This window comes from Pirellulales bacterium (assembly GCA_035939775.1).
GTDB lineage: Bacteria > Planctomycetota > Planctomycetia > Pirellulales > DATAWG01 > DASZFO01.
Map to the genome: position 1 here is coordinate 50,633 of DASZFO010000380.1, position 24,503 is coordinate 75,135.

Consider the following 24,503-nt stretch of genomic DNA (forward strand, 5'->3'; position numbering starts at 1 on the left):
CCCGTCCTTGCGAGTCCCGAGCCCCGAATCCCCTGCCCAGGGGCCTAAACCAGTTCCAATCGCCGCATCTTCTGCCGTGCCTGGCGGCACTCCGCGCAAATCCCGGTGATGATGAGGCGATGGCCGACGACGCGGAACTGGTGCTCGCGCGCCACCGCGTCACGAATGCGCTGCACGTCTTCGCTGGCGAATTCGATCAGCTTATGACACTGCTGGCAGTAGAGATGATCGTGCTGCGGATAGCCGTAGTCGTGCTCATAGACGGCCCGGCCGGCGAGGTCCATTTTCCTGAGCAATCCCGCTTCGACCATTTCGGCGAGCGTGCGATAGACGGTCGGCCGGCTCACCTTGCGATGATCGACCACCTTGGCCAGATCGACGAGCAATTGGTCGGCATCGAAATGCTCGTGCCGCAACGAGACCTGCTCGACGATGATCCGCCGCTGCACGGTGATCCGCTTGCCGCGACTTTGCAGAAACTCGGCAAACCGTTCGAGCGGCTTGAGCGCCACCTCAACGGTGCCCAATGAGAAGTCTTGCGACATTTGCTCTGACCCGGAAAAAGGACCGAGAATTACCACTGAATTCTAGATCATCCCGCGACGGTAACAAGTGTTGCTCAACCTCCGCGGCCGGGCTTCAGCGTGCCGAAACAGACCCATTGAGACAACGAGGGACCACCGGGCAGGGCTTTTGCTTTTTTCACAAAGGGAGACTTGCGCAGGTGCAAGCATCGCTATCCCCGGTCCACCAACAAACGACTTGCGCTGATTTCAGGTCTATCACCGCCCACGCAAATTGAAACAATCAAAAGCCCTGGACCACCGGGAGGCCCGATAGACCGAGCGAGCAAGCCACGTTATACTCGATCGAGTTGGACGATCCCCAAGCCGCCTGCACCAACCGCTTTTTTTGGTGCCGGCCGGATGGCGATCATCGACCTCCCCGCGGGCGTAGCTCAGTTGGCAGAGCGCTAGCTTCCCAAGCTGGATGTCGAGGGTTCGAGTCCCTTCGCCCGCTCTTTCTCAATGCATAACCGTTTCTGGTTTTGCCAAACGCAGCTTTGTCACCCGTTCGTCGGGTCTTGCGCTGTGATCCGCTCATTCAAACCGCGAATCAGTTCCTCCCTGAACGAGATTATTGCCGCGTAGCTCAGCCGGCGATGCCATCGGCAACTTCAATGACCCGCGGCACTTGCGGGATTATCGCCGCGCGCCTGCTCGCCGAAAAACGCTCCGGCCCGGACGGCCTTTTTAAAAATCTCAATAATCCCTAAAAAACTCAATCAAAATCGTTGCAGGGGATGGAGCTTTGTGGCACACTGCGACAACGCGCCTCGCGAAGCGGGACGCGTGCGCGGGTCGGCGTTTTTTGTCGTGCCCGGGGGCGGAATTCCAGGTCGGCTCGTGTTTCCCGCTCGGCAGCTTGCTTTGAGCGCCGGCCCTAACTATTGTATTTGAGACCTCTTATCTATTGCTTTTCGCTCCCGGTTTGGGAGTTGCGGAGACAGCGGCCGCCGGTTCTTGCAGAGAGACGCCGGCCCGGCGCGTGCGCGGTTTTGCGGAGAGAGCGGTTAGTTGACGCAAACTTTTTCGCCCACCAGATTCATTTCCGGTCAGGAGCCTTTGGCTATGTGCGGACCTTCCCTCGACAGGCGTCCCGATTCTAATCCCGGGCTTTCCACACCAAATGACGGGTGTGGCAAGTTGAATGCGCCTTGGTCGTCACGGACCCATTGCCGGGCGTCGCGCTTTTTGCCGCGGGCGACCGACCGCGGGCGTTTTCCGCGGGTTTTGGCCGTCGCTGCAATCCTCGTATTGCTCGGCGCTGCGACCGCGCAGGCCGCCAGCCAGATTTGGAACGGCAACGGCGCTGACAACAACTGGTCGACCACCGGCAACTGGGTTGGGGGCGCAGCACCGGGCTCGACTACCGTCGTGAATAATCCCGACGTGGCCACTTTCAATGGCACCGGAACCTTCTCCAACTCGACGGTCAACATCAATTCCACCACGCAGAACATCGGCGGCATCACTTTCGACACGGCCGCCGCTCCGGCGTACATCATCGGTGCCAACGGGTTTAACTCCGGAAACACGCTGCTCTTGACCTCCGGCGGCACGATCCAGATGACGAGTACGGTCGGCGCGGTCACGGAGACGATCAACTCTCCCATCAATATCGAGGGGAGTTACACGTTTACGGATAACTCGGCGAATCCGTCGGCATTGCTGCTATTCAGCGGCAACGTCGCCATGGCCAGCGCTGTGACGACCAACTCGGCGCTAACGGTCAACGGGGCCGGCAATACCCTAATGATGGGAGTGATTTCCAACGGCGGTAACGGGACCGCGACTCTCGCCGTGACGAAGTCCGGGACTGGCACTCTGGCCCTGCTGGGAACGAATACGTATACGGGCGGCACGGCGATTAACGGCGGCACGCTAACCCTTGGCAGCGGCGGCGCCCTCGGCACTACCGGCACGATCAGCTTCGGCGGGGGGACCCTGCAATACTCGATCGCCAACCAAACCGACTACTCCGGCCGCTTCAGCACGTTGGCAAACCAAGCGATTAGCGTCGACACCAACAGCCAGAATGTGACCTTCGCCACCGCGCTCACCAGCACCGGCGGCAGTCTTACCAAAATCGGCGCCGGCACGTTGACTCTTTCCGCGGCGAACACCTATTCCGGCGGCACCACGGTTTCAGGCGGCGTCCTCCAGGGGACGACCGTCACGCTGCAGGGCGGCATCACCGATAACGCCAACGTTACGTTCAATCAGAGCATCACAGGGACCTATGCCGGCGCTATTACTGGTTCCGGTGGGGTGACGGTCAACGGCAGCGGCGTCGTAACTTTTTCGGGCGCGAGCAGCTACGTCGGCCCGACCACGGTAACAAACGGCGGCACTCTCAATATCACCGGCAGCTTGACCGGTAGCGCCCTGGTGCTCGCCAACGGGGCTTTCAACGGCGCCAACGCCACCGGCACTCAAACCATGAGCGGCTGGACCGTCAACTCCGGCGCGTCCACGATCGGTGAGACGGCCGCCGGCGCCCTCGCGCTGGGCACTGCCGCGCGCAACGTCGGCGGCACGGTGAATTTCACTCCGCCCGCCGGCGGCGGCAGCATCAGCACGACCTCGACCGGCAGCAACGGCATCCTCGGCGGTTGGGCCACTTGGGGTGGCACCGATTGGGCCGTCGGCGGCGGCACGATCGGACCTTTGGCGCCTGCATCCTACACACCCGACACCTGGAGCGCCGGCAATAACACCACGGTGACGCTGGCAACCAATTCGCCGTACAACAACGTGACGACCAACAGCCTGCAGTTCGCTGCCGCGGCGGCCGACACCGTCAGCCTCAGTGGAACGAACGTCATCACCTCGGGCGGCATTCTGGTCAGCTCCGCCGTCGCGAACAATGCCACAGCCATCACCGGCGGGAGCTTGACCAGCGGAAACGGCACAGACCTGATCGTCAATCAGTTCGACACGTCCAGCTCATTCACAATTTCCTCGAATATCGTCGACAACGGCACCCCGACCGGCCTGACGTTGGGTGGGGCGAGCGGCGGCACGGTGATTCTCAACGGGGTGAACACTTATTCGGGTGGCACCATGGTCGCCGCCGGCGCCGGCACGCTCCAAGGCACCACGTCCGGCCTCCAGGGCAACATCACCGATAACGCCAAGCTGGTATTCAACAACCCGGCAGGCCCGACCGGAACGTACTCGGGCGTCATCTCCGGCAAGGGAACTGTTACGGTTAATACCACTGGCACCGTGGCCTTCTCGGGCGCCAATACGTACACCGGCGTGACAACCGCAGCGGGCGGCGTATTGGAACTCACGAGCCTCACGGCTTTGCCCGGCGGCATCGCCAACTCCGGCGGAGTCAGTGGGCTGACCGTGAACGGCGGCGTAATCGGTCTCGGGCTCCCCACCGCCAATTTATTTGGCCGTTCGCTTGGCGCCGGCGCCAATCAGGTGCAGTTCACCGGCAACTCGGGCTTCGCCGGATACGCTCCTGGCGCGGTGGTCAACATCGGCGCCTCGATCAGCAACACCGGCGGGACGGCGATTACCTGGTCTGCTGCGCCAACTGGCAGTTGGATTCCAAACGGCAGCACGTTGACCCTGGGGGCTGCGGATGCGACAAGCACGATCGTGTTACAGAACGCATTTGCTTTCGGCACCGCCAGACAAACAATCAACGTGATCCATGGCGCTGGGATTCCCGCGGGAGTTCCTGACGCGATTATGAGCGGCGCTTTGAGTGCCACGAACCAGGCAGGCGGCGCAGGGATTACACTCACTGGCAACGGCACCCTGCAGTTGGTCGGTACCGCCGACAACCCCTCTTTCACCGCCATCGTCAATAGCGGTGCAACCCTCATTTTGGCCAAGACCAGCCCGGGCGTACACTCGCTCGGCGGATCGGGTGCCGGGTTCGTCGTATTGACGATCAACAGCGGTGGCACGGTGCAATTGGGGAACATTGTTGGCGCATTGCCGATCGGCGGCGCCGGTGGCGACCAAATCTTTAACGGCGGCACCGATGGCGGTGTTAATAACAGCGGCACCTTGGATCTCAACGGGACGAGCGAAGCGATCAACAATCTCTTAGGCGCTAGCACCGGGGTCGTCACCAACACACTGGCAGGCACGACCAGCGTCCTGACCGTAGGCACTTCGGTCAGCCCTGGTTCGGTTTCGAATTACGCAGGCGTGATCCAGAACGGCGGCGCGACGAAGATCGCCGGCCTCACGGTCGGGGCCGCCTCGCTCACGCTTTCCGGAGCCAACACCTACACCGGCTTGACCACGGTCTCCAATGCCAATCTGACGGTTACTGGCAGCTTGACTGGCACTGGATTGGTGATCGGAAACGGAGCGTTCACCGTCAATAGCGCCGCCGCCACAACCATGAATAACTGGTTGGTCGGTTCCGGCGAAGCCGTCATCAACAACAACGGCGCGGGAAACTTGGCCCTCGGATCGCTTTTCGGTCGCCTCACCGGAGGCACTGTGAATTTCACCGTTCCCGGTGCGGGCGGCGGCAGCATCAGCACCACTTCCACGGGTAGCAACGGCATCCTCGCCGGATTCGCGACCATCGGCGGCACGGATTGGGCGGTCGGCGGCGGCACAATCACGGCCCTGAACGCACCCGGTGGCACGGTTTGGGTCGACGGCACGACAAACCTAAATCTGAACGGCAACAGCAGCGCCGGTCCCGGCGCTAGCGTCAACAGCCTGCTCTTTAGCACGGCCAATTCTTACACGGTGACGCTGACAGGCGCTAACTCGATCACCAGTGGCGGCATCCTGGTCAGCTCGGTCGTGGGCGCGAACGCCAGCGCGATCACCGGCGGCAGCCTCACCAGTGGAAACGGCGGGGACCTGATCGTCAATCAATTCAATGCTGCCGGTTCGCTCACGATTTCCTCGGCAATCGTCAACAACGGCGTCACGCCCATCGGCTTGACGGTAAATGGACCGAGCGCTACGGCCGGCATGGTGGTCCTAGGCGCCACGAACACCTACACCGGCCCGACTTTTGTCAACGGCGGCGCGATCCAAACCACGGCGGTCGGCGGCCTGCCGCGCACCACGGACGTGACGCTCAACGGCGCGCTCGACTTGGCTGGAAATGCGCAAACCATCGCTGCGCTCACCGGCGGCTTCGGCTCCCTCACCGGCGCCACGAGCGGGACGGTCACCAATTCCGGCGCCGCGACCGTGTTGACGTTCGGCGGCGGCGGCCTGAATCTTTCGACGACCTTCGGCGGCACAATCAAGAACGGCGCCGGCACGCTCGGTGTGACAATGCAGGGCTATGGCACTCAGACGCTCAACGGCGCCAACACCTACACCGGTCCGACGACCGTCAACGCCGGGGTGCTCTCGGTCCCCGGCGGAGACATCAGTGCGTCGAGCGCTTTGGTGCTCGGCGGTGGAACGTATAGCGACAGCGGCACCCAAACCGTGGCTGGCTGGAAGGTCAACGCGGCCGGCTCGACGATTACGAATACAACAGGTTCGACGACTCTCACCCTTGGCGCCCTGGCGTCGCGGGCCGTCGGCGGCACGGTCAACTTCGGCTCCTCGACCGCCAATCCGGGCGGCACGATCAATACCAGCACCGCCAGCGTCAACGGCATTTTGGGCGGCTGGGCCACGTTCGGCGGCAGCAATTGGGCCAACAGCGGCACGGGCGGCGGCAATATCGCCGCGGCGGCGCTCACCAACGGATCGGCCTTCACTTCCGCGACGGTGAACTACAACGTCAACGCCACCGCCACCGCCGGCGGCCTGACAGCGAACTCCATGATTATCAACAACGGCGGCAACGCCGTCACCCTCAGCTTGGCCTCCGGGACGACGACATTTACGTCCGGCGGCATTCTGATGACCAACAATACCGGAAACAATCTTCAGACCATTCAAAATAACTCATTGACCTCCGGGAACGGCACCGACCTGATCGTCATCAACAACGACACCAACAACGGCACGAACGACGCGTTGCTGATCAATTCACAAATCACCGGCACGATCGGTCTGACGAAATCCGGTCCCGGCGCTGTAGTCCTTGGCAGCGGATCCAACAATTTCAGTGGAGTAACCACGGTCAACACGGGTGTCCTCCAGTACAACGTCGCCGGAGCCGTAGGTCTCACTTCCGGCATCGCGATCAACTATGGCGGCACGGTAATCCCCGGGTCGGGATTTAGCGGGACGCCCCCCACTTACACGCCGCTGGCCACGTTGAGCCCATTGATCACTGCGTCCTCGACCGGCACGATCGCCCTGGCGATTAACGACGGCGAGAATTTCACGCCGACTGCGCCCATTTTCCTCGGGGCCGCCACGAATGTTGTGTATTCCGGGACGTTGGGCGCTGTGAATGGCGCTTACCGTTTTGGGGGAGGCGGCTTGGGCACGCTCACCGTCACCGGCCCGCTTACCGGGGCCAACAGCGTGATCGTGGCCGGGAATCCCACGTCGCAGACGAACGCGAACGGCACCGGCGTGGTCAACGGCCTGATCACCAACACGACCGTCGGAAACTCGGGCGGGATCGTCGGTCTCTACAATCAAAACACTTATAGCGGCGGCACGTTGGTACAGGGTGGATTCTCAGTCGCGCAGGCCGTCTTGACGGCCGACGTGAGTTCGATCGTTTCCGGGGGCGCGCTGGTCAGCGGCCCGATCGGAACCGGCACGCTCACTTTGAACGGCAGCGGATTTCAGGATGGCAGCATGCCGATCACTTTGGCCAACTCCGTCGTGATCAATGGCACTACCACTCTCGGCAGCGCCGGCAACGGCACGTTGACGTTCTCAAGCGCCGGCTTGACGACCCCATCCACGATCGCGCTGGAAGCCAACTCGACATTGACCGTCAACAACATCTCCACCACGTTCGCCGAATCGGTCACCGGCGCGGCGACGCTGACGAAGAGCGGCATCGGCAATCTGGTTCTCTCGGGCACCAACACGTACAGCGGCGGGACCATTGTCAACGGAACGCTCGGATTTGGCACGTTGGAATTCCTCTCGCCGGCTTCGATCGCCGGCAGCGGCGCGAATGTCACGGTCAATGCCGGCGCCGCCGTGGCCGCCGGCCCGATCTACGGCAACCTGCAATCGACTTTCTTCAATCGCATTCTCTACAACTCGGCCGGCACGATCGCGCTATCCGGCAGCAGCATCGACAACTACGACTGGAGTTCCAGCGGCGCGAATTTCATAACGGCCGGCTTGGGCGCGCTTTACGGCAACAACGTCACCTACGCCGGATCGCTCACTCCCAACGGGGTCTATCGTTTGGGTGGCGGCGGCGGCACGCTCAATTTCGCGGCGCCCTTGACCGGCGCGAGCAGCGTCACCCTGTTCAACGACAATATGGCGGGCACTGTCGTGCTCGGTGGAGAAAACACGTACAGTGGCGGCACCACCGTCAACGGCACAATCGCCGCGTCATGGTTCAGCCCAGGTCTGGCCAGCCAAACGGTCGGCAAGTTTGCCAGCGTCCTGCAGGTCAACTCGAGTTCGGCGGTGAGCGGCGGGGGCCTGCAAAGCGGTCCCGTGGGAACCGGCCCGATCGTCTTCAATAATTCGCCGGCCGTGAGCGATAACGGCGCCAACATCACGCTGGCCAATTCGTTGGTCCTCAACGCGTTCAATACGCTCAGCCTCCAATTCATGAACAACCCGTCGGCGTTCACGAGCGCCGGCAACGGCAGCTTGATTCTCGATGGCGGCCCAGGGACCACGATTTCGTTTGGCTCGCTCGCCGCCGCCCAATCGATCGCCGTCAACAACACCACGATCATCAAAGACCCAATCGTTGGAACGTTGAGTATGGCCAATGCGGCGGGCAACCCGTACGTCACGATCGGCGGCACCGGCACGTTGATATTGGCCGCGCAGAGCACCTACTCGTTCTCCGGCACCAACAACGGCACCAACGTGAACTTCGGCACGCTCCTCTTGGCCGGGCCCTCGCTACGGTTTGCCGTTGGCTCGACGGTTGCCGGAACGTTCGGCAGCCAAACGTTGGTCAGCGGTCCCGTCGGGACCGGGGCCTTGTCCATCAACGGCGCCGGCAACACTGGGTCGTTCCTCCAGGACAACGGCACTAACATCACGCTCGCCAATTCGGTGGTCATGAACCTGGCCAATCCGGTTAACTTCGACAGCACCGGCGCCGGCAGTCTCACCTTCGACGGCACCGGCTTGAGCGCCCCTGCCTTTTTCAGCCTGCTCAACAACAACGTCACTTTAATCACGGATAACACCACCACGATCAACGATCGAATCATCGGCACCGGCACGGGCGCGATTCTAACGGTCGGCAACAACAACAATAAGTATCCCTATGGCACTCTGGTTTTGAACCAACCGGCGAACGCCAGCATCACGATTCCGGGTTCGAATTTCAGCGGTGGCACGGTGCTCAACTTCGGCACTCTGGTGGTCGGGGCCAGCACGATCGTCTCGGGATCCGCGCCGATTCAGTCACTAGTGAGCGGCCCGCTCGGCACCGGCACGCTGACCTTGTCGATCAACTCTCCGATCCTGGAGGATAACGGCACGAACATCACGTTGGCCAACAACGTGTCGATCAACGCCGGCCAAGGCGGCTTCATCATCGGCAGCACCGGCAACGGCAGCATCACCTTCGACGGCACCGGGCTGACCAGCAAGGCCACTCTCAATATGACGGGGAGTGCGACCACGACCGCGGTGAGTTGGATCGTAAACAACACGGTTACGGTCAATGATCGAATCACCGGCACGCAGTCAATCATCATGGGGGGCAACGGCAAGTTGATCCTCGGCGCGCCGCCGGCTGCCAATTCCTACTTCAATGCAATCGCCGAAGCGGGAGTGCTCCAGCTCAATGCACTTAGTTCGTTCGGCAATGGCACGGTCAGCCTCGGAGGCGTGAGCGCGACTCCGCTGAGCCTTGCCGATTTCGGCGGCACGCTGGCGGCCGGCCCGGCTTACACCAATCTGCAGGTTTCGTTCTTTAATCACATCAGCAACACGTCGGCCGGCACCATTGCGATCACGGCCAATAGTTCGGAGGCTTTCAATTGGTCGAGCAGCGGCGGATCGAATTTCGTTGCCGCCAGCCTCGGCGCCGTCGGCGGCACGTTGGCCAGCCCGGTTGTCTATAGCGGCGCGTTGACTCCCAACGGCACGACCTATCGCCTGGGTGGCGGCGGCGGCGCCCTGTCGATCACTGGGGCACTGAGCAGCGCCGACAGCCTGGTCGTTGGCGGCGGCGGCTCCGGCGGCGCCGTGATCATCAACAACGGCAGCGCGTTCACCGGCGTCACCACCGTCAGCGCCGGGACGCTGCAATTGAACACGGCGCCCGGCGTTCCCGCGAACTTCCCCGGCATCATCACCGTCGGCTCCGGCGCCGCGGTCTCCGCGGGCGCAAGTTATGGATCGATCACGACGAATCTTCTACCGCTGCTCAACGTCAGCTCGACCGGCGCGATCGCCTTGAGCGGCAGCAGCTCCGAGAGCTTGAGCTTTAGCGGCGTCCCGTCGATGAGCCTCGGCGCCGAAGCGACCACGAGCGTGACCTACTCCGGCACGCTCACGCCCGCCAATTCAACCTATCTCTTGGGTGGCGGCGGCGGCACGCTGACCGTCTCCAGCAACCTGACTGGCGCGAATAGCCTGGTTATCGGCGGCAACGGCGCCGCCGGGACGGTGATTCCCACCGGAACCAATACATTCAGCGGCGGGGCCACGCTGAGCGGCGGCAAGCTCCAATTGAGCGCCGGCACCGTAAGCGGAACCACAATTACCAGCGGCCCGGTCGGCACCGGAACACTCACCCTGGCCAATGGAATCCTCCAGGACAACGGCTCTGGGATCACGCTTGCCAACTCGGTTGCGCTCGTGGGAAGCACGACGCTAACCAGCGCCGGCGGCGGCAGCTTGACCTTCGACGGCACTGGCTTGACATCCCCGGCTACCTTCACCATCGCGAGCAACCCTGTCCTTACCGTGGCCAACACGACCACGATCAACGATGTGATTTCGGGCAGTTCGGGCTTTACCAAGGCGGGGAGCGGCACATTGGTATTGGGGGGCACGAATATTTACACCGGCCCGACCAACATCCTGGGGGGAACCGTTCGCGCCACGGCGGCCGGCGCGCTGCCTGGCGGCACCACGGTGAATCTGAGCCTGGCTGGCACCCTGGACTTGAACGGCAACGCCCTCGGCTTCGATCAGTTGACCGGCGCTGGAACCGTCACGAACGGCGGCGCGGCTACTACTTTGACGTTGGGCGGCAGCGGCGGATCGAACAACTTCGCGGGCACGATCCAAAACGGCACGGGAGCCGTGGCGTTGACCAAGAGTGGAGCCGGCACCCTCACCCTGAGTGGCGCGAATACCTTTAGCGGCGGGACAACGCTCAGCGGCGGCACGCTGCGAGTTGGCAGCGGCAATGCCGCCGGCACATTGCTGGGCGCCGCCCCCGGCACCGTGCTCAGCAATGCGACCGGCACGACCACGATTGCCAGCGGCCCATTTGGCACCGGCGCCCTGACGCTCGGCAGCGGAACGACCTTGCAAGACAGTGGTTTCGCCACGGCTTTGGCCAATCCAGTTTCGCTGGGCACGAGCGGCGGAACGTTCACATTCTCCAGCCCCAGCGCGTTGGCTGCCTTCGCCAGTCCCAATAGCGGCAGCCTGACTTTTGACGGCACCGCCTTGGGCACGAAGGCCACTGTCAATCTCACGGGCGCCACGATCCTGACGGTGAACAACGCGTTGACGATCAATGACCAAATCACCGGCGCGTCCGCGCTGACGATGTCGGGCAGCGGAACCTTGGTTCTGGCCAACACGAGCGGCCTGGCCAACGGCTACACCACCATGAACGTCACTTCGGGCGTGGTGCAATACAACGGGATGTCGTCCGTCGGCAGCGGCCTAGTCACCATTGGCAGTGGTGGCGCCGTGGCCGTCGGTCCAGGAATCGGCGTTTCTGGGGGCGCGACGACGACAGGAACACCCATCTCGTCGATGCTTTCATCCATCGCCACGGGCTCGTCCGGAACCATCGCGTTGACTGAGAGCGATAGCGAGAGCGTCAGTTTTGCTAGTTACCCGAGTCTCAGCCTGGGCACGACCGCCAACGTAGTTTTCTCCGGCTCGATTACCCCGGCCGGTTCAACGTATCTGTTGGGCGGCGGCGGGGGCACGCTCACGGTCGCCGGTGGCGTTCTGAGCGGCGGCAATGGTCTGACGGTCGGCGGCGCCGGCGGCGGAACCGTGGTCTTGAGTGGAAGCGATAGCTACAGCGGCCTGACGACGGTCAACGCTGGCGTGTTGCAACTGGGTGTGGTCGGGGCCAACGGCAGCAACAATATCACCGTCAATGCGGGCGGCGCCGTTGCGGCCGGTCCCGGCTATAACGCGTCCAGCGCCACGCCGGTTTCCAGTTTGCTCTCGTTGATCACGACCGGATCGCAAGGCACTTTGGCCCTGGCCTCCAGCACGAGCGAGAACCTCAACTTCAGCAGCTATTCCGGCTTGAGCCTCGGCGCCGCGGCCGGCCCCGGCGTAGCCTACAGCGGGACGCTCACACCCAACGGCAGCACGTATCGCTTGGGTGGCGGCGGCGGCACGCTCAACTTCGCTAGCCCCTTGACCGGCAGCAATGCGCTCGTCGTCGGGAGCGGTTCCGGCGGGTCTGTGATCCTCAGCAACGCAACGGCCACTCCGAACAACTACAGCAATGGCACCATCGTCGCCAAGGGCAATTTGGCCGTCGGACCCACCAGCAGCGTTTTCGGCAGCGGCCAGGTGCAGGTGAACAACGGCGCCACGCTGACGCTGCTTGCCCCGATCGCCCCGGTGGCGACCACCGGCTACACCCAGGACGTGATTTGGGGGCCAGGCGAGGCCAGTCCGCAATCGGGCACGACCGCCGGATTTGGCGACGGCCAGAACGCCTTGTACCAGAAGGGAATGCCCGGCTCTCAGGCCGTCGGCAACATCGGCTTGCCCGCCACACGGTCCTTTGTCAGCCTTGGCAATCCCAATGCCGTCTTCCAATTGCAGCCATACAACGCCAAGAACGACTTGGCACTGGGATCGGGCGGAATTGCGAATAACGCGGACAATCGGCAGAATACCACCCCGACCGGCACGTTGACCTTGGCCAACCCCGGCAGCTATTCGAGCATCGCGATCTTGAACGGAACCAGCAACGGCAACAACTGGTTCAGCGCCACGCTGAATTTCAGCAATGGCACGAGCTTCACCCAACAAGGGCTGTTCGCCGGCGACTGGTTCACGCCGTCCAACTACAACGCCCCAGTCAATGGCGTCAATCCGATCTACACCATCGCTTACAGCGGGGCTGGCTATGTGACGATGGGGAACAACAACGGGACATTCCTCGGCGGCGGAGCTTCGAATACGAACGGCTCCCAAAATGCAGGCGGCGGACCGAACTTCGCGTTGCCTCGAACGACCCTCTACGAGACCGATGTCCAAGTGCCGCTGGCCGACCAGAACTTGACGCTCACCTCGGTCACCATCACCCACACGGGAAGCTTCACGGGCGCGAACAACGGCAGCGGAACCGATGCAAATGCCGGCGCCGGTCCGAATGGCCATATGAATATCATGGGCCTCAGCGGCACATTGACGGGATCGATCACCTCCGGCTCGGTTAGCTACTCAAACGACGTCAGCATCCCGGCGAGTGCCACTTCGACGATCGACTTGCAGAACGCCGAAGGGGCCACGTTCTCCGGCCAGTTGCTTATGGGCAACAACGCGACGCTGAACGTCACCAACTCCACCGGCGCGGTCTCCGACGGTCAACTTCCCTCTGGCGGGCAACCGTTCAATCTGACTCTTGGCTCGGGCACCGTGCAAGTCCCCGCGACGAGCACGTTCAACGTCTCGTCGGGCGCGGCGGGCGGCTTGGTCAACCTGACGCTCGGCCAGTTGAATGCCGCGTCGTCCGGCGCCGTGTTGAACTTCACCGGTTCTGGGACCGTCACGTTGGGTGCCGGCACAAGCGGCCTTTCCGGGGCCCAAGTGAACATCAGCAACGGCGGCACGCTGATCGACAATTCCCAGAACGGGCTCGGCAGCACCGCCGCGGTGAACATTGCGACTGGGGCCACGCTCGCCGTGGCCGACGGCGGAAGTCAAACGGTCAGCATGCTCGCTGGTAGCGGCGCCGTGCGGCTGGGGACTGGCGCCGCGCTGATCGTCGGCAGCTCGGACAATATGTCCAACGCGGTGACGGTCGGGTTGACGGGCAATGGCGCGGTGGGCAACGGCGGAAACGGCACGTTGACCCTGAACGGCGGCAATTTCGCCAACACCACGATCAACTCGAACGTCAACTCGCCCGCCCCCGGCGTGGTGTCGGGCAACACGACGGCCCTGGGTGGAACGGTGACGTTCAGCGGCGGCGTCTTGAAAATGCTTCCCGCGCCCGGCTCCGCTTCCATGTCGGGATTCGGCAACAATTGGGGCATCGCCCCGACGGGCGGCACGACGCAAACTTCGACGCAATCGAACGGCTGGACGATCACCGACAATCCGCAAAACATCGCCTTTAGTAACGGCTACTTGACTTCCATTCCGAACTTTAATCTAAGCACCAATCCGTATACCGTCTTTCCATCGGTAAATGTTCTTCAATTGACCGACGGGGGGACCGCTAACGAAGCCCGCAGCGCGTTCTATTCCACTCCGGTTCCCTATGCCAGCGGCAGCAGTGGTTTCTCGGCATCGTTCACCTACACTCCGGGGCTCACCAAGGGGGGCAACGGCGTCGCTCTGGTACTGCAGAACGATCCGCGCGGCGCCGCCGCGCTGGTTGCCGCGGGTTCGGGCACGCCGGTCGGTTTGGGACTCGGCTATCAGGGTATTACGAATAGCGTCGCGATCGAATTGAATATCTGGAATGGCGCTCTTGGTGGCGTTGGCACCGCACTCGGAATCAATGGCACCGTTCCCGGCACGATTGCCGCCAGCAACGGGCTGACTTATACGCCGGTCAAGTGGCTCAACGACGGCGATCCGATCAATGTCAGCGTCAGTTATAGCCCCACGGCGCAAACGCTCACCGAGACGGTGACCGATTCTCTCGTCCCGGCCAATACGTTTAGCACCGTGTATACCGGCGTGAATCTGGCCTCGGTGTTGAACGGCCCGTCGGCTTACGTCGGCTTTACCGGCGCCAGCCAGAATTCGCAATCGCAGCAGCTCATTAGCAATTTCTCCTACTCGCTTTCCGGTGGCGCGGCCGGCAACTATGCCACTAACGTGGCCGTGACCGGCAGCGGCGGAACAATGGATCTGGCGGCCACCGTGGCGACGCCCAACTTCACGATGGGCGGATTGACCACCAACTTTGGCGGGGCATTGACGATTTCCGCGCAGACCGCCCCAGGCACTCTGAACTACGGAGTGACCTTCAAGGGATCGTCGGCGCTGCCGGGCAACGTTACGTTGAACGTCTATCACGCTGGCGCGCTCAATGGCGGCGGCACCGACGGCACCGGCACGGGCCTTGGCACCGTGACCATCGCCGGGCAGATCACCGGAAGCGGCGGGATTACCAACAACGGACCGGGCATCGTCCAGCTCACCGCGCTGAATCGAAATACGGGTGGCGTTGGCGCTGCGGGAGGCACGATCGTGGCGGGCGCCGTAGGGGCTCTCGGCTCCGGAACTGTCACCCTGGGTGGCGGCACGCTGCAGTTGAAGACCGCGCAGCCCTACGCTTCGGCCCAGCTCGCGAACTTGACGCCGGTCGCCCTCACCGGATGGAACCAGGATTCGATCCTGGCGGCCAATCAAGCGACCCCGGCCACGATCGTTCCCCTCATGGCCGCGTTCGACGGCGGCGGGCCGTCCCACGCCGCTGGCAGCGTGCTGTTCGAACATGGCGCTGTTGGTTCCGGCGGCACGGGAGGACTCCCGGCTGCGCCGTCGCCAGGGGCGCCGGCATCGTTTACCAGCCTCGCCAATTCGAACGTCACCTTCCAATTCCAGCCCTACTCGACAGCCAGTGGCGGCCTGGTTAACAACGACCTGCAGTTGAATAGCTCGACCACGACCGCCAAGCTGACGCTGACCACCCCGGCTCAGTTTGATTCGATCAGTGTGCTGCACGGGACCGGCAACGGGCCGGGCGGCTTCAACATGATCTTGAACTTCGCCAATGCCCCCAGCCTCACGGTCGGCAGCGCTGCGCCCGACTGGTTTAGCAACCCGAACTTTGCGATCAACGCGAGCTACCGCTACACCACCGGCGCAAATCCTCTCTATAACGCAGGCCCGGCCAATCCGAACCTCCTGGAATCCGACTATACGCTGCCGGCCGCCTACCAAGGCGCCACGCTCCAGTCGATCACGTTCAATGCAGTCGCCGCCGGCGAGATAAATATCATGGCCGTCAGCGGAACCACGCTGACCACGTCCAACCTAAACGCCACCAATGTCACGGCGAGTTCCACGATCGACGTGACCGGGACTGCCTCGTCCGCCTTGACCGGCACGATGACGATGGGCAACTTCAACGCCGTGCCGATCACGCTTTCGGTCACCGGCGGAAGCACCGCCGCGAACCAGAACTATACTCTGAATCTCGCTACCGGCGCGGCGTCGACCGTGTCGTTGACGGGCAGCAACACGCAGTATGTCTTCAACGTGTCTAGCAACGGTTCCGGCATCGGCGCGCTGGTTCTTGGCCCGTTGAACGACCTCGGCACCGCTCGCAATCTCGCGTTCAATGGCACCACCAACACGACCACGACTCTCGGCACGGTTGCGACCAGCCTCGTCCAGGGGACCACGGTCAGCATCGGCAGCAACGCGAATCTCGTTTCCAGCGCGGCCGGCACGAACTTGGTCAACGGCTCGCTCGGCCGTTATGCCCAAGTGACCGTGGCCAGCGGGGGCACGCTCACCGTCGGCGCGAATCAGACGATCAGCTCGTTGAGCGGCTCGGGCAGTGTTGCGCTCGGCAGCAACACCCTGTCGATCGGCAACGATGATAACCTGTCATCTACTTTCTCGGGTGTGATCAGCGGCGCCGGCTCGATCAACGTCGGCATTCCGCTGTCGAGCGGCTCGTTGACTTTGTCGGGCGGCACCAACAACAGCTATCTGGGCAGCACCACGGTCAGCGGCGGCACGCTGAACTTGCAAACCACGGGGTCGAACAACATCCCCAGCTCCGCAGCGATCAACGTGTTGGGGGGCACGCTCAACGTCACCGGGGTAACCGGCAGCGGCGGGTTCACCGTGGCCAGCGGCCAAACGCTTCAGGGCGCCACCGCGCTGGGCAGCGGCCCAGGGGGAACGGTCGTCGGTAGCGTCACCGTCGGCTCGAGCGGCCACATCGGCGGCTGGAGCATTTCGCCGAAATCGAGCCCCTCGATAACCCTTAACGTCACCGGCGCCGGTCCTTCGCTGACTCTTCCCACGGGTTCCATCAGCGACTTCACGCTCGATGGATCGCTGGCAAACAACACCGCCGGGCTGATCGCGACGACGAGCGGCAGCGGAACGAGTCTTAGCGTCAGCGGGGCCAACACGGTCAACGTCACCAATGGCAGTACGCTGCCCACCGTCAATAGCACGTATGAGTTGTATAGCTATAACGGCACGCTGACCAACACGGGCAACGGCACGAATGCGCTGTCGTTTACCGGCGGCGGTAGCATGACATTGGGCAACCTGCCGCAAAACGCTCTGTATCAGTATTCATTGAGCAATGTCACGTCGGGCACAACTCATTTCATCGACTTGACGGTGAAGCCGGTCGCCTTGACCTGGAGCAATTTGTCGGGAGACATGGCTTGGAATACCACGAGCATCAACTGGGTCGACTTGAACAACAACAACGTGGCGTTTGCGAACACCAAGCAAGTGATCTTCGGGGATGTCTACGGCGCCGGAAATACGCCGCTGTCGAACCCGCAGACCGTCATCGTGCAAGCTGCCGGCGTCCAGCCAGGCAGCGGATTGACTGGCGTCACGTTCGGCAACAACCTCGTGAACTACACCATCCAGAACCAGAGCGGGACGATCGGAATCGCCGGTGCCACCGGAATCCAGCTCGTCGGCGACGGTGCTGCCGGCGGCCAGGTGACGCTCGATTCCCCCAACAGCTTTAGCGGCCCGGTATCGGTCAAGTTCGGCCAGCTCAATCTGGGTGATGGAACCGCGTCGGCGAACGCCGGAAACGCTCTGGGCGCCTCGTCGGGCGTTACGGTCGGCACGGGCACTAGCCTGAATTTGAATTCCGTGTCCGGTTCGCACGTCACGTTCGGCAACAGCACGTCGTCTGGCACGATTCCGCTGGCAATCAGTGGCATCGGCACCGGGTTGCCGAGCGTCGCGGGCGCTCTGAACAGCCAGAGCGGCATCAACACCTACACCGGCCCGATCACCATTGCCGGCGGTGCGGCGACGATCGGTTCGACTTCGATTGCGGCGACCGACGGACTGATTCTCAGCGGTCAGATTAACAATGCGAGCAATACGTCGCCCGCCAGCATCACATTCCAAGGGGCGGGAAGTTCGGCCGCGAATGGGGCGATCGTTGATCTTGCCACTGGCGTCAATGCCCTGTCGATCGTCGTCGCCGGTCCCGGCGACGCCACGCTCGGCGGCCCAAACACATACCACGGCACCACGACCGTCAGCTCCGGCCTGCTCATCCTCGCCTCGCAGAATGCCTTGGGCAACACGACCGGCGGATTGACGATCGGCGGCGCAGTCGGCCTGGTGCTCAACAATAGCGGCCCGACCGGGCTCAAGGCTACGGGCGGGGCGGGGATCCCGCTCTCGCTCTCCGGCACCGGCACGGGAGCTACAATTCCTGGCACGTCGGTCAATTCCAATGGCGCGCTGACGGACGTTGGCGTCAGTGGTTATGGCGGTCCGATCAGCCTTCCGACCGATGCGACGATCGCCACCACCGGCCTTACCGACGTGCTGACGCTTAGCGGCGCGGTGACGATCGGCACCAATGCCAATCCGCAGACGTTGACGTTCGTCGGTCCCGGCGGCACGGTTGTCAACGGCGCTATTGGCGACGGCGGCGTCAGCGCCGCGGGCTCGATTGCCGTTAACGGCGGAGCCGGCGGGATCGTGACGTTCGCTGGAGCGAATACCTATCTGGGAACCACCACGGTGAACTCCGGCGCGCTCGCTCTGCAAAGCGCCACGGCGCTGGGCAACACGTCTGGCACCGTCACTGTCAACTCCGGCGGCGCGCTGGTTTTGACGAACAACACGAACAACAGCGCCACCACGTTTGGCCTGACTGCCGCCAATTCATCCCCGATTCCGCTCAGTCTTGCCGGCGGCGGGGCTACCGGCAATACGGCAGCCAACGGGGGAACCGGAGCGTTGACCGCGGCCGGCACCGGAACCAATGCAAGTGTGACTTGGGCGAGCCCGATCACGATCAATTCGGGCGCGTCGATTGCCGCGGCCGCCGCGAACAACGTGCTGAATCTTTCCGCCCTCGTCAACAGCACCGGGGCAACGACAACCTTGAACGGCCCAGGGACCATCAATGTCAATGGCGGGCTTAATATTAGCACCTCCGGTGCGCTCGTAGTCCCTGCCGTGAACGGCGGCGGAACGTATACGATCGGCAATGGCCAGCCAATTAGCGACGGTGGCACCAGCGGCACGGTTTCAATGTCCGGCAGCGGCACGTTGAACCTGGCCACGTCGAATTTCTATGCCGGCGGCACGACGGTGGCGGGCGGCCTTACGGTGGCAAGCACTACGTTCTCGCTCGGCACCGGGCCCGTAACACTCGGCGGCGGGACCCTGCGGCTCTCCCCGACGAGTCCCGTGGTCAGCGGCTTTGGCGGCGGGGTGGGCGCAACCAGCCCCGGTTGGTCGGTCAATAATGCCAACGCCAACTTCACCGTCCAGCCCTTCCCGATCGCCAACGTATTGCAACTGACCGATGCCGGCGCTAACACGACCAGCGGCACGGCTCGCAGTGCATGGTATAACGCCTCGACCGTGCCGATCGCCAACGGTTTCACGGTATCGTTTACTTATCAGTCAGCCGGGGGCGCCGATGGCGGCTCGTTCATGCTTCAAAACGACGCTCGCGGCGTGAGTGCCTTGGGTGGAACCGGCGGCGCGAAAGGCGCTTCCGGCATCACACCCAGCGCGGAACTGGTATGGAACATCTACACCGGGGGTGCGGGCAACATTGTGGGAACGGCGCTCGACACGAACGGAACTTTGACCGCCGATACGGCCTTTACGCCGACGACGCCTGTCAGTATCAACTCGAACCACCCGATCAATGTCGTCTTGTCATACAACCCCACGACGAACGTCGTCACGGAGACGTTGACGGACACGAACAATAACAATACCTTTTCCACGACCGTCGCCGCCAACTTAACGGGCTCCGTGGGGAACGTCGCCACAATCGGCTTTACCGGCGGGACGGGCGGCGTCGCCTCGAACCAGACAATAAGCAATTTCTCGTTCGTAGCCGGTCAGACGGCAACCTACTCCAACAGCCTGACGATGAATTCCGGGACGATCTCGGGGATCGACGTCGCCGCGACGGTTGCCAATCCCGCGATCACGGTCGGTCCTCTGACCGTTAACAGTGGCGCGGCCTCGACCTTAAACGTCACCGCCACGACGGCGCCCACGGGCGTCGCTTACGGATTGAACGTCGGCGCCGTGACGCTCAATGGCGACGCCATCTTCAATGTGGCCAACAACACGGTCGGAGCTGGCAACGCCACTGGCACTCTCACTCTCGGCGCCTTGAGCGACGGCGGCGGCGGTCGCACGATCTCTGTCGCCGGCGCCGGAAATGTGTTTCTTGGAACCGTGGCGACGAGCATGCAATCGAGTTCGACCGTGAATGCAGGTCTCGCCAGCGGTGGACCCAACGGCGGGAACTTGGTTATCAGCAGCACGACTGGATCGCCCACCGGCACGGCCGCCGTTAACGTGAATAATGGCGGCTCGCTTTCTGGCGCATTCTCCGGCGCCGGCTCGATCGCAGGTCTGGTCACCGTCAATGGCGGCGGCACGATTCGAGGCTCGAACGCCGCCGCGCTGGCCGGGACGCCGCTCATTTTGACCGGCGGACTGACCTTTGCCGCGACAAGTCCCAGCCCAAGTTTCTCCAGCTTCAGCCTCACCACGACCCCCAACGGGACCACCAACCCGATGATCAATGTGAGCGGCAGCACCTTGGCCTTCGTTAGCAATGCCGCTGATACGGTAAAGCTGACCGGGACGGTTCCGACGACGCTGGCCACTTATACGTACGACTTGTTCGCTTATGCCGCGGGAACGGTTACGAGCACGCAGAATGGCACTGGCCTGACATTTACCGGCGCCAACAGTGGGTCCATGAGTCTGGATGCGATCGCGAACCTGCCGCTGTCCGCCGTCTATAGCTACCAGTTGGTCAACAACACGGCACTGAGCCAGATCGACGTAGTGCTCACGCCGGCTCCGCTGACTTGGACCGGCAAGAACTCCGGCAATTGGGACGTTAACACCACGCAGAACTGGGCCAACGGCACGACGCCCGTCAACTATCTAAACGGCGCGGCCGTTTCGTTTGCCGACAAGAGCACGGTCTCTCCATTCCCCACGATTACCAATACGACCGTGACGATCACGCCGACGGCCGGCGTCCAGCCGGCGGTGGTCGTGTTCAGCAACACCGGTCCAGGCAATGGTGGCGTGAATTATGTGATGCAAAACGGCGCCGGCAATAACGTCGGGATCGGCGGCTCCGCCGCGGTCACAGTCCAAGGGGCTGGCGGGCAGGTGACTTTTTCTGGAGCCAATAGCTTCACCGGCGCGTTGCAGGTCGCGGCCGGTCAGCTCAACTTGGCCGACACCGAGACGATTGGCGGCAGTAGCTATTCGTTGGGCCTCGGCAACGCTTCGAGCGCGGCCGCCGGCACCGGCGCCACGCCCGGCACACTGCAACTGCAAGCCGCCACCGGCGTCGCGGTCTCCTTCGGTAATGCCTATAACGGAGGTGGACTTGTTGCCGGGTCGCTCACCGGGCGCGCCATTGGCTTGACTCTGGGCGGGGCGACGAGCGCCGGCACGCTAAATAGCACCACCGGAAACAACACGTATGTTGGTGCGATCACTCTCGGCGCCGGCGGTGGAATCGTCTCCGATACGTCCGTTGCAACTGGCGATGCCCTAACGCTCAGCGGCGCCATCGGCGACGGTGGCGCAGGCAGCCCCGGCTCGCTCACGAAGTCCGGCGCTGGGACCGTAAATCTCCCGGTGGCCAACTCCTACTTCGGCACGACCGCGGTCAGCGCCGGTACGCTCGTTCTCTCCAATTCGTCGGCGCTAGGAAACAGCTCGGCCGCGACGGTCACCTCGGGCGGCACGCTCGCGTTGACCGGTGGCACGGGTGGCAGCCCGCTTACTTACGGCAACCTTGTCGGCGGTGGTGGCGGAACGATTCCGCTGACGCTCAATGGTAACGGCGCCGGCGCTGGGATCTACGGCGCGGGGGCGTTGGCCAACTCTGGCGTGAACACTTGGGCCGGCCCGATCACTCTCGCCTCCAATTCGACGGTCGCCACGACCGCGGTCGGCGACGCGCTGACGCTTAGCGGCGCGATCGGCGGCAGCGGCGCCCTTGCTGCAAACGGCGCCGGCAAGGTGACCTTGAGCGCGGTCAATTCGTATGCCGGTGGCACGATGCTGAACGCTTCGCTGGGCACGACGGGGACGGTGGCCTCGGGCACGACGTTCTCCCTGGGCTCCGGCCCAGTTACGCTCAACGCCGGCACCTTGCGCGTCGCGCCGTTTGGCTTGGCGAGCGGGTTCGGTGGAAATGGCATCGGCTGGCAGCAGAATGGCACCGGCGCTCCTGGTTTTATCAACTCGAACGTGCTGGAATTGACAGTCAATCCAGTCGGCGCAACGCGGAGCGCGTTCTACAAGACGCTTGTGCCATATCAGAATAATGGTGGCACCGTGGGCTTCAGCGCGTCGTTTACCTACCAGTTCCAGAACGGGTCGAATCCGCCAGCGGACGGGATTACGTTCGTGTTGCAGAATGACACCCGAGGCCCGTCGGCAATCGGCGGCGGCGGTGGCCTGTTGGGCTATGGCGACACCAATACCGGCATCAAGCCAAGTGCTGCCGTGGAACTCAATATTTATCCGCCGAACAATCCGACTCTGGCCTCTGGTGGGACATTCTTCGGCACCAACGGCACGATTGGCAATAACGCGACCAATTTTTCGACGGCCCCGGTTGTGCTTGCCAGTCCCACCGGGTCACCCGCCGGCAACCCGATCAATGTCACGCTGGCGTACGATCCGGTCGGTCAGACTCTAACCGAGAACCTCGTCGATCTGATCGCGGGCACCAACTTCAGCCACACCTACACTGGCGTCAATATGTCTACGATTTTGGGCGGCGCGAATAGCACCGCCTACGTCGGATTCACGGGGGCCACCGGGGGTTCATTTGCAACTCAAGATATCACGAATTTCCAATACACGGTCGGCGCCGCGGCCACCTATGCGAACAACGTGACTCTCGCTGGTGCCGATACGGCGACGATCGACCTGTCCAGCATGTCGGCCGTGAACCCAGCCATTACGATGGGCACACTAACGGTCGGCGTCGGCGGCGCCGCCACCTTGAACGTCACCGATGCCACCGATGCCGCTGGGTCGCCCTTTACGTTGAACCTCGGCGCCACGACGCTCAATAGCAGCGTCACCTTCAATGTCGTTAACGGCCTCCTCAGCAACGGAGCGGGCACGTTGACGCTCGCCGGCCTCACAGAAAGTGGCGGCAGCTTCAGTGTCACCAAGGACGGTGTCGGCACCCTTGCTGTGACCGCTCCCAGCGCGTATACCGGCGGCACGACGGTCTTGAACGGCACCTTGACGACGACATCGACGGGATCGATCGGCAACGGTTCGCTGATTCTCAGTGTAGCCACTGGAAAGACTTCAGTTGTAAACCTTGGAAGCAACCAGGCCATCACCAGTCTCGCCACGACGGGGACGGGAACCGGCTCGGCCACGCTGAACGTCGCCAGCGGCACAACGCTGACCGATACCCAAACGACGAACACTACATTCCCGGGCAAGGTGGCGCTGGCCAGCACTGCAACGATGACCAAGGCCGGAATCGGCACACTCGAAATTGACAAAGCTCCGTCGCTCGGCGCGGGCAGCATCGTGAACGTGAACGCCGGGAGCGTGAAGTTCAACGTGGCGACTGGCTCGGCCACGGTCGGCGCCGGCGTGACCCCCAACGTGAACGTGAACGGCGCGGCCACGCTCGAATTAGCCAACTCGGTCTCGGCCCTTTCGGATGGCACCGCGGCCCATTCGGCGCAGATCAACAACAACAGCTCTGCGGCGGCTGGCCTGCTCGTCTCCGGCACCGCTAGCGTGCAACGAGTTGGCGGAATCGATGGCACCGGCACCACCCAAGTCAACGCCGGCGACAGCCTGACCGCCAACCATATCGTCCAGGGGGCGCTGATTATCGGCGGTACATCGACTTCGGCCGCATTGGTGACAATCGACGCCTCGGACGCCAGCGGCAACCCGCTAGTCGCATCGAGCGGATTGGCAGTGGCAAGTTCCTTGGATTCCAACGAGCCGTTCGCGTCCGGCACCACATCGAGTTCCACGAGCCTATTGGCCGACAATGGTTCGTCATCGACTGCTGGTTCGACGTTGACCGGTTCCGCCGGGGCCGGCGGTGCATCGCTCGGCGCTGCTTCCGTCCCCGAGCCTTCGTCCGTGCTGCTGTTGGTCCTCGGGAGCTTGGCCTGCTTGGTTCCGGCTTGGCGCCGACGGATTGCCCGTAAATAGGATCGTTTGCGAAATCGCCTTTAGCGACCCGGGGAATCGTGTTCAATCTGTAGGGAACCGGGCCGCGGCGGGTGC

2 protein-coding genes and 1 tRNA gene are annotated in these 24,503 nt (G+C 62.9%); 2 read left to right on the forward strand and 1 reads right to left on the reverse strand.

Annotation, left to right across the window (positions count from 1 at the left end):
• Positions 1–44: 44 nt before the first annotated feature.
• On the reverse strand, positions 45–545 hold the full coding sequence (locus VGY55_25400; protein ID HEV2973329.1) for a transcriptional repressor: 501 nt from the start codon (positions 543–545) through the stop codon (positions 45–47).
• Between the two features lie 402 nt (positions 546–947).
• Here VGY55_25400 and VGY55_25405 point away from each other — a divergent pair.
• Both VGY55_25405 and VGY55_25410 read left to right on the forward strand, forming a co-directional pair.
• Positions 948–1,020, forward strand: a tRNA-Gly gene (locus VGY55_25405).
• 773 nt (positions 1,021–1,793) lie between these two features.
• Positions 1,794–24,428 carry an autotransporter-associated beta strand repeat-containing protein gene (locus tag VGY55_25410; GenBank protein ID HEV2973330.1) on the forward strand — a complete coding sequence of 7,545 codons (22,635 nt, stop codon included), beginning with the start codon at positions 1,794–1,796 and terminating at the stop codon, positions 24,426–24,428.
• Positions 24,429–24,503: the final 75 nt, after the last annotated feature.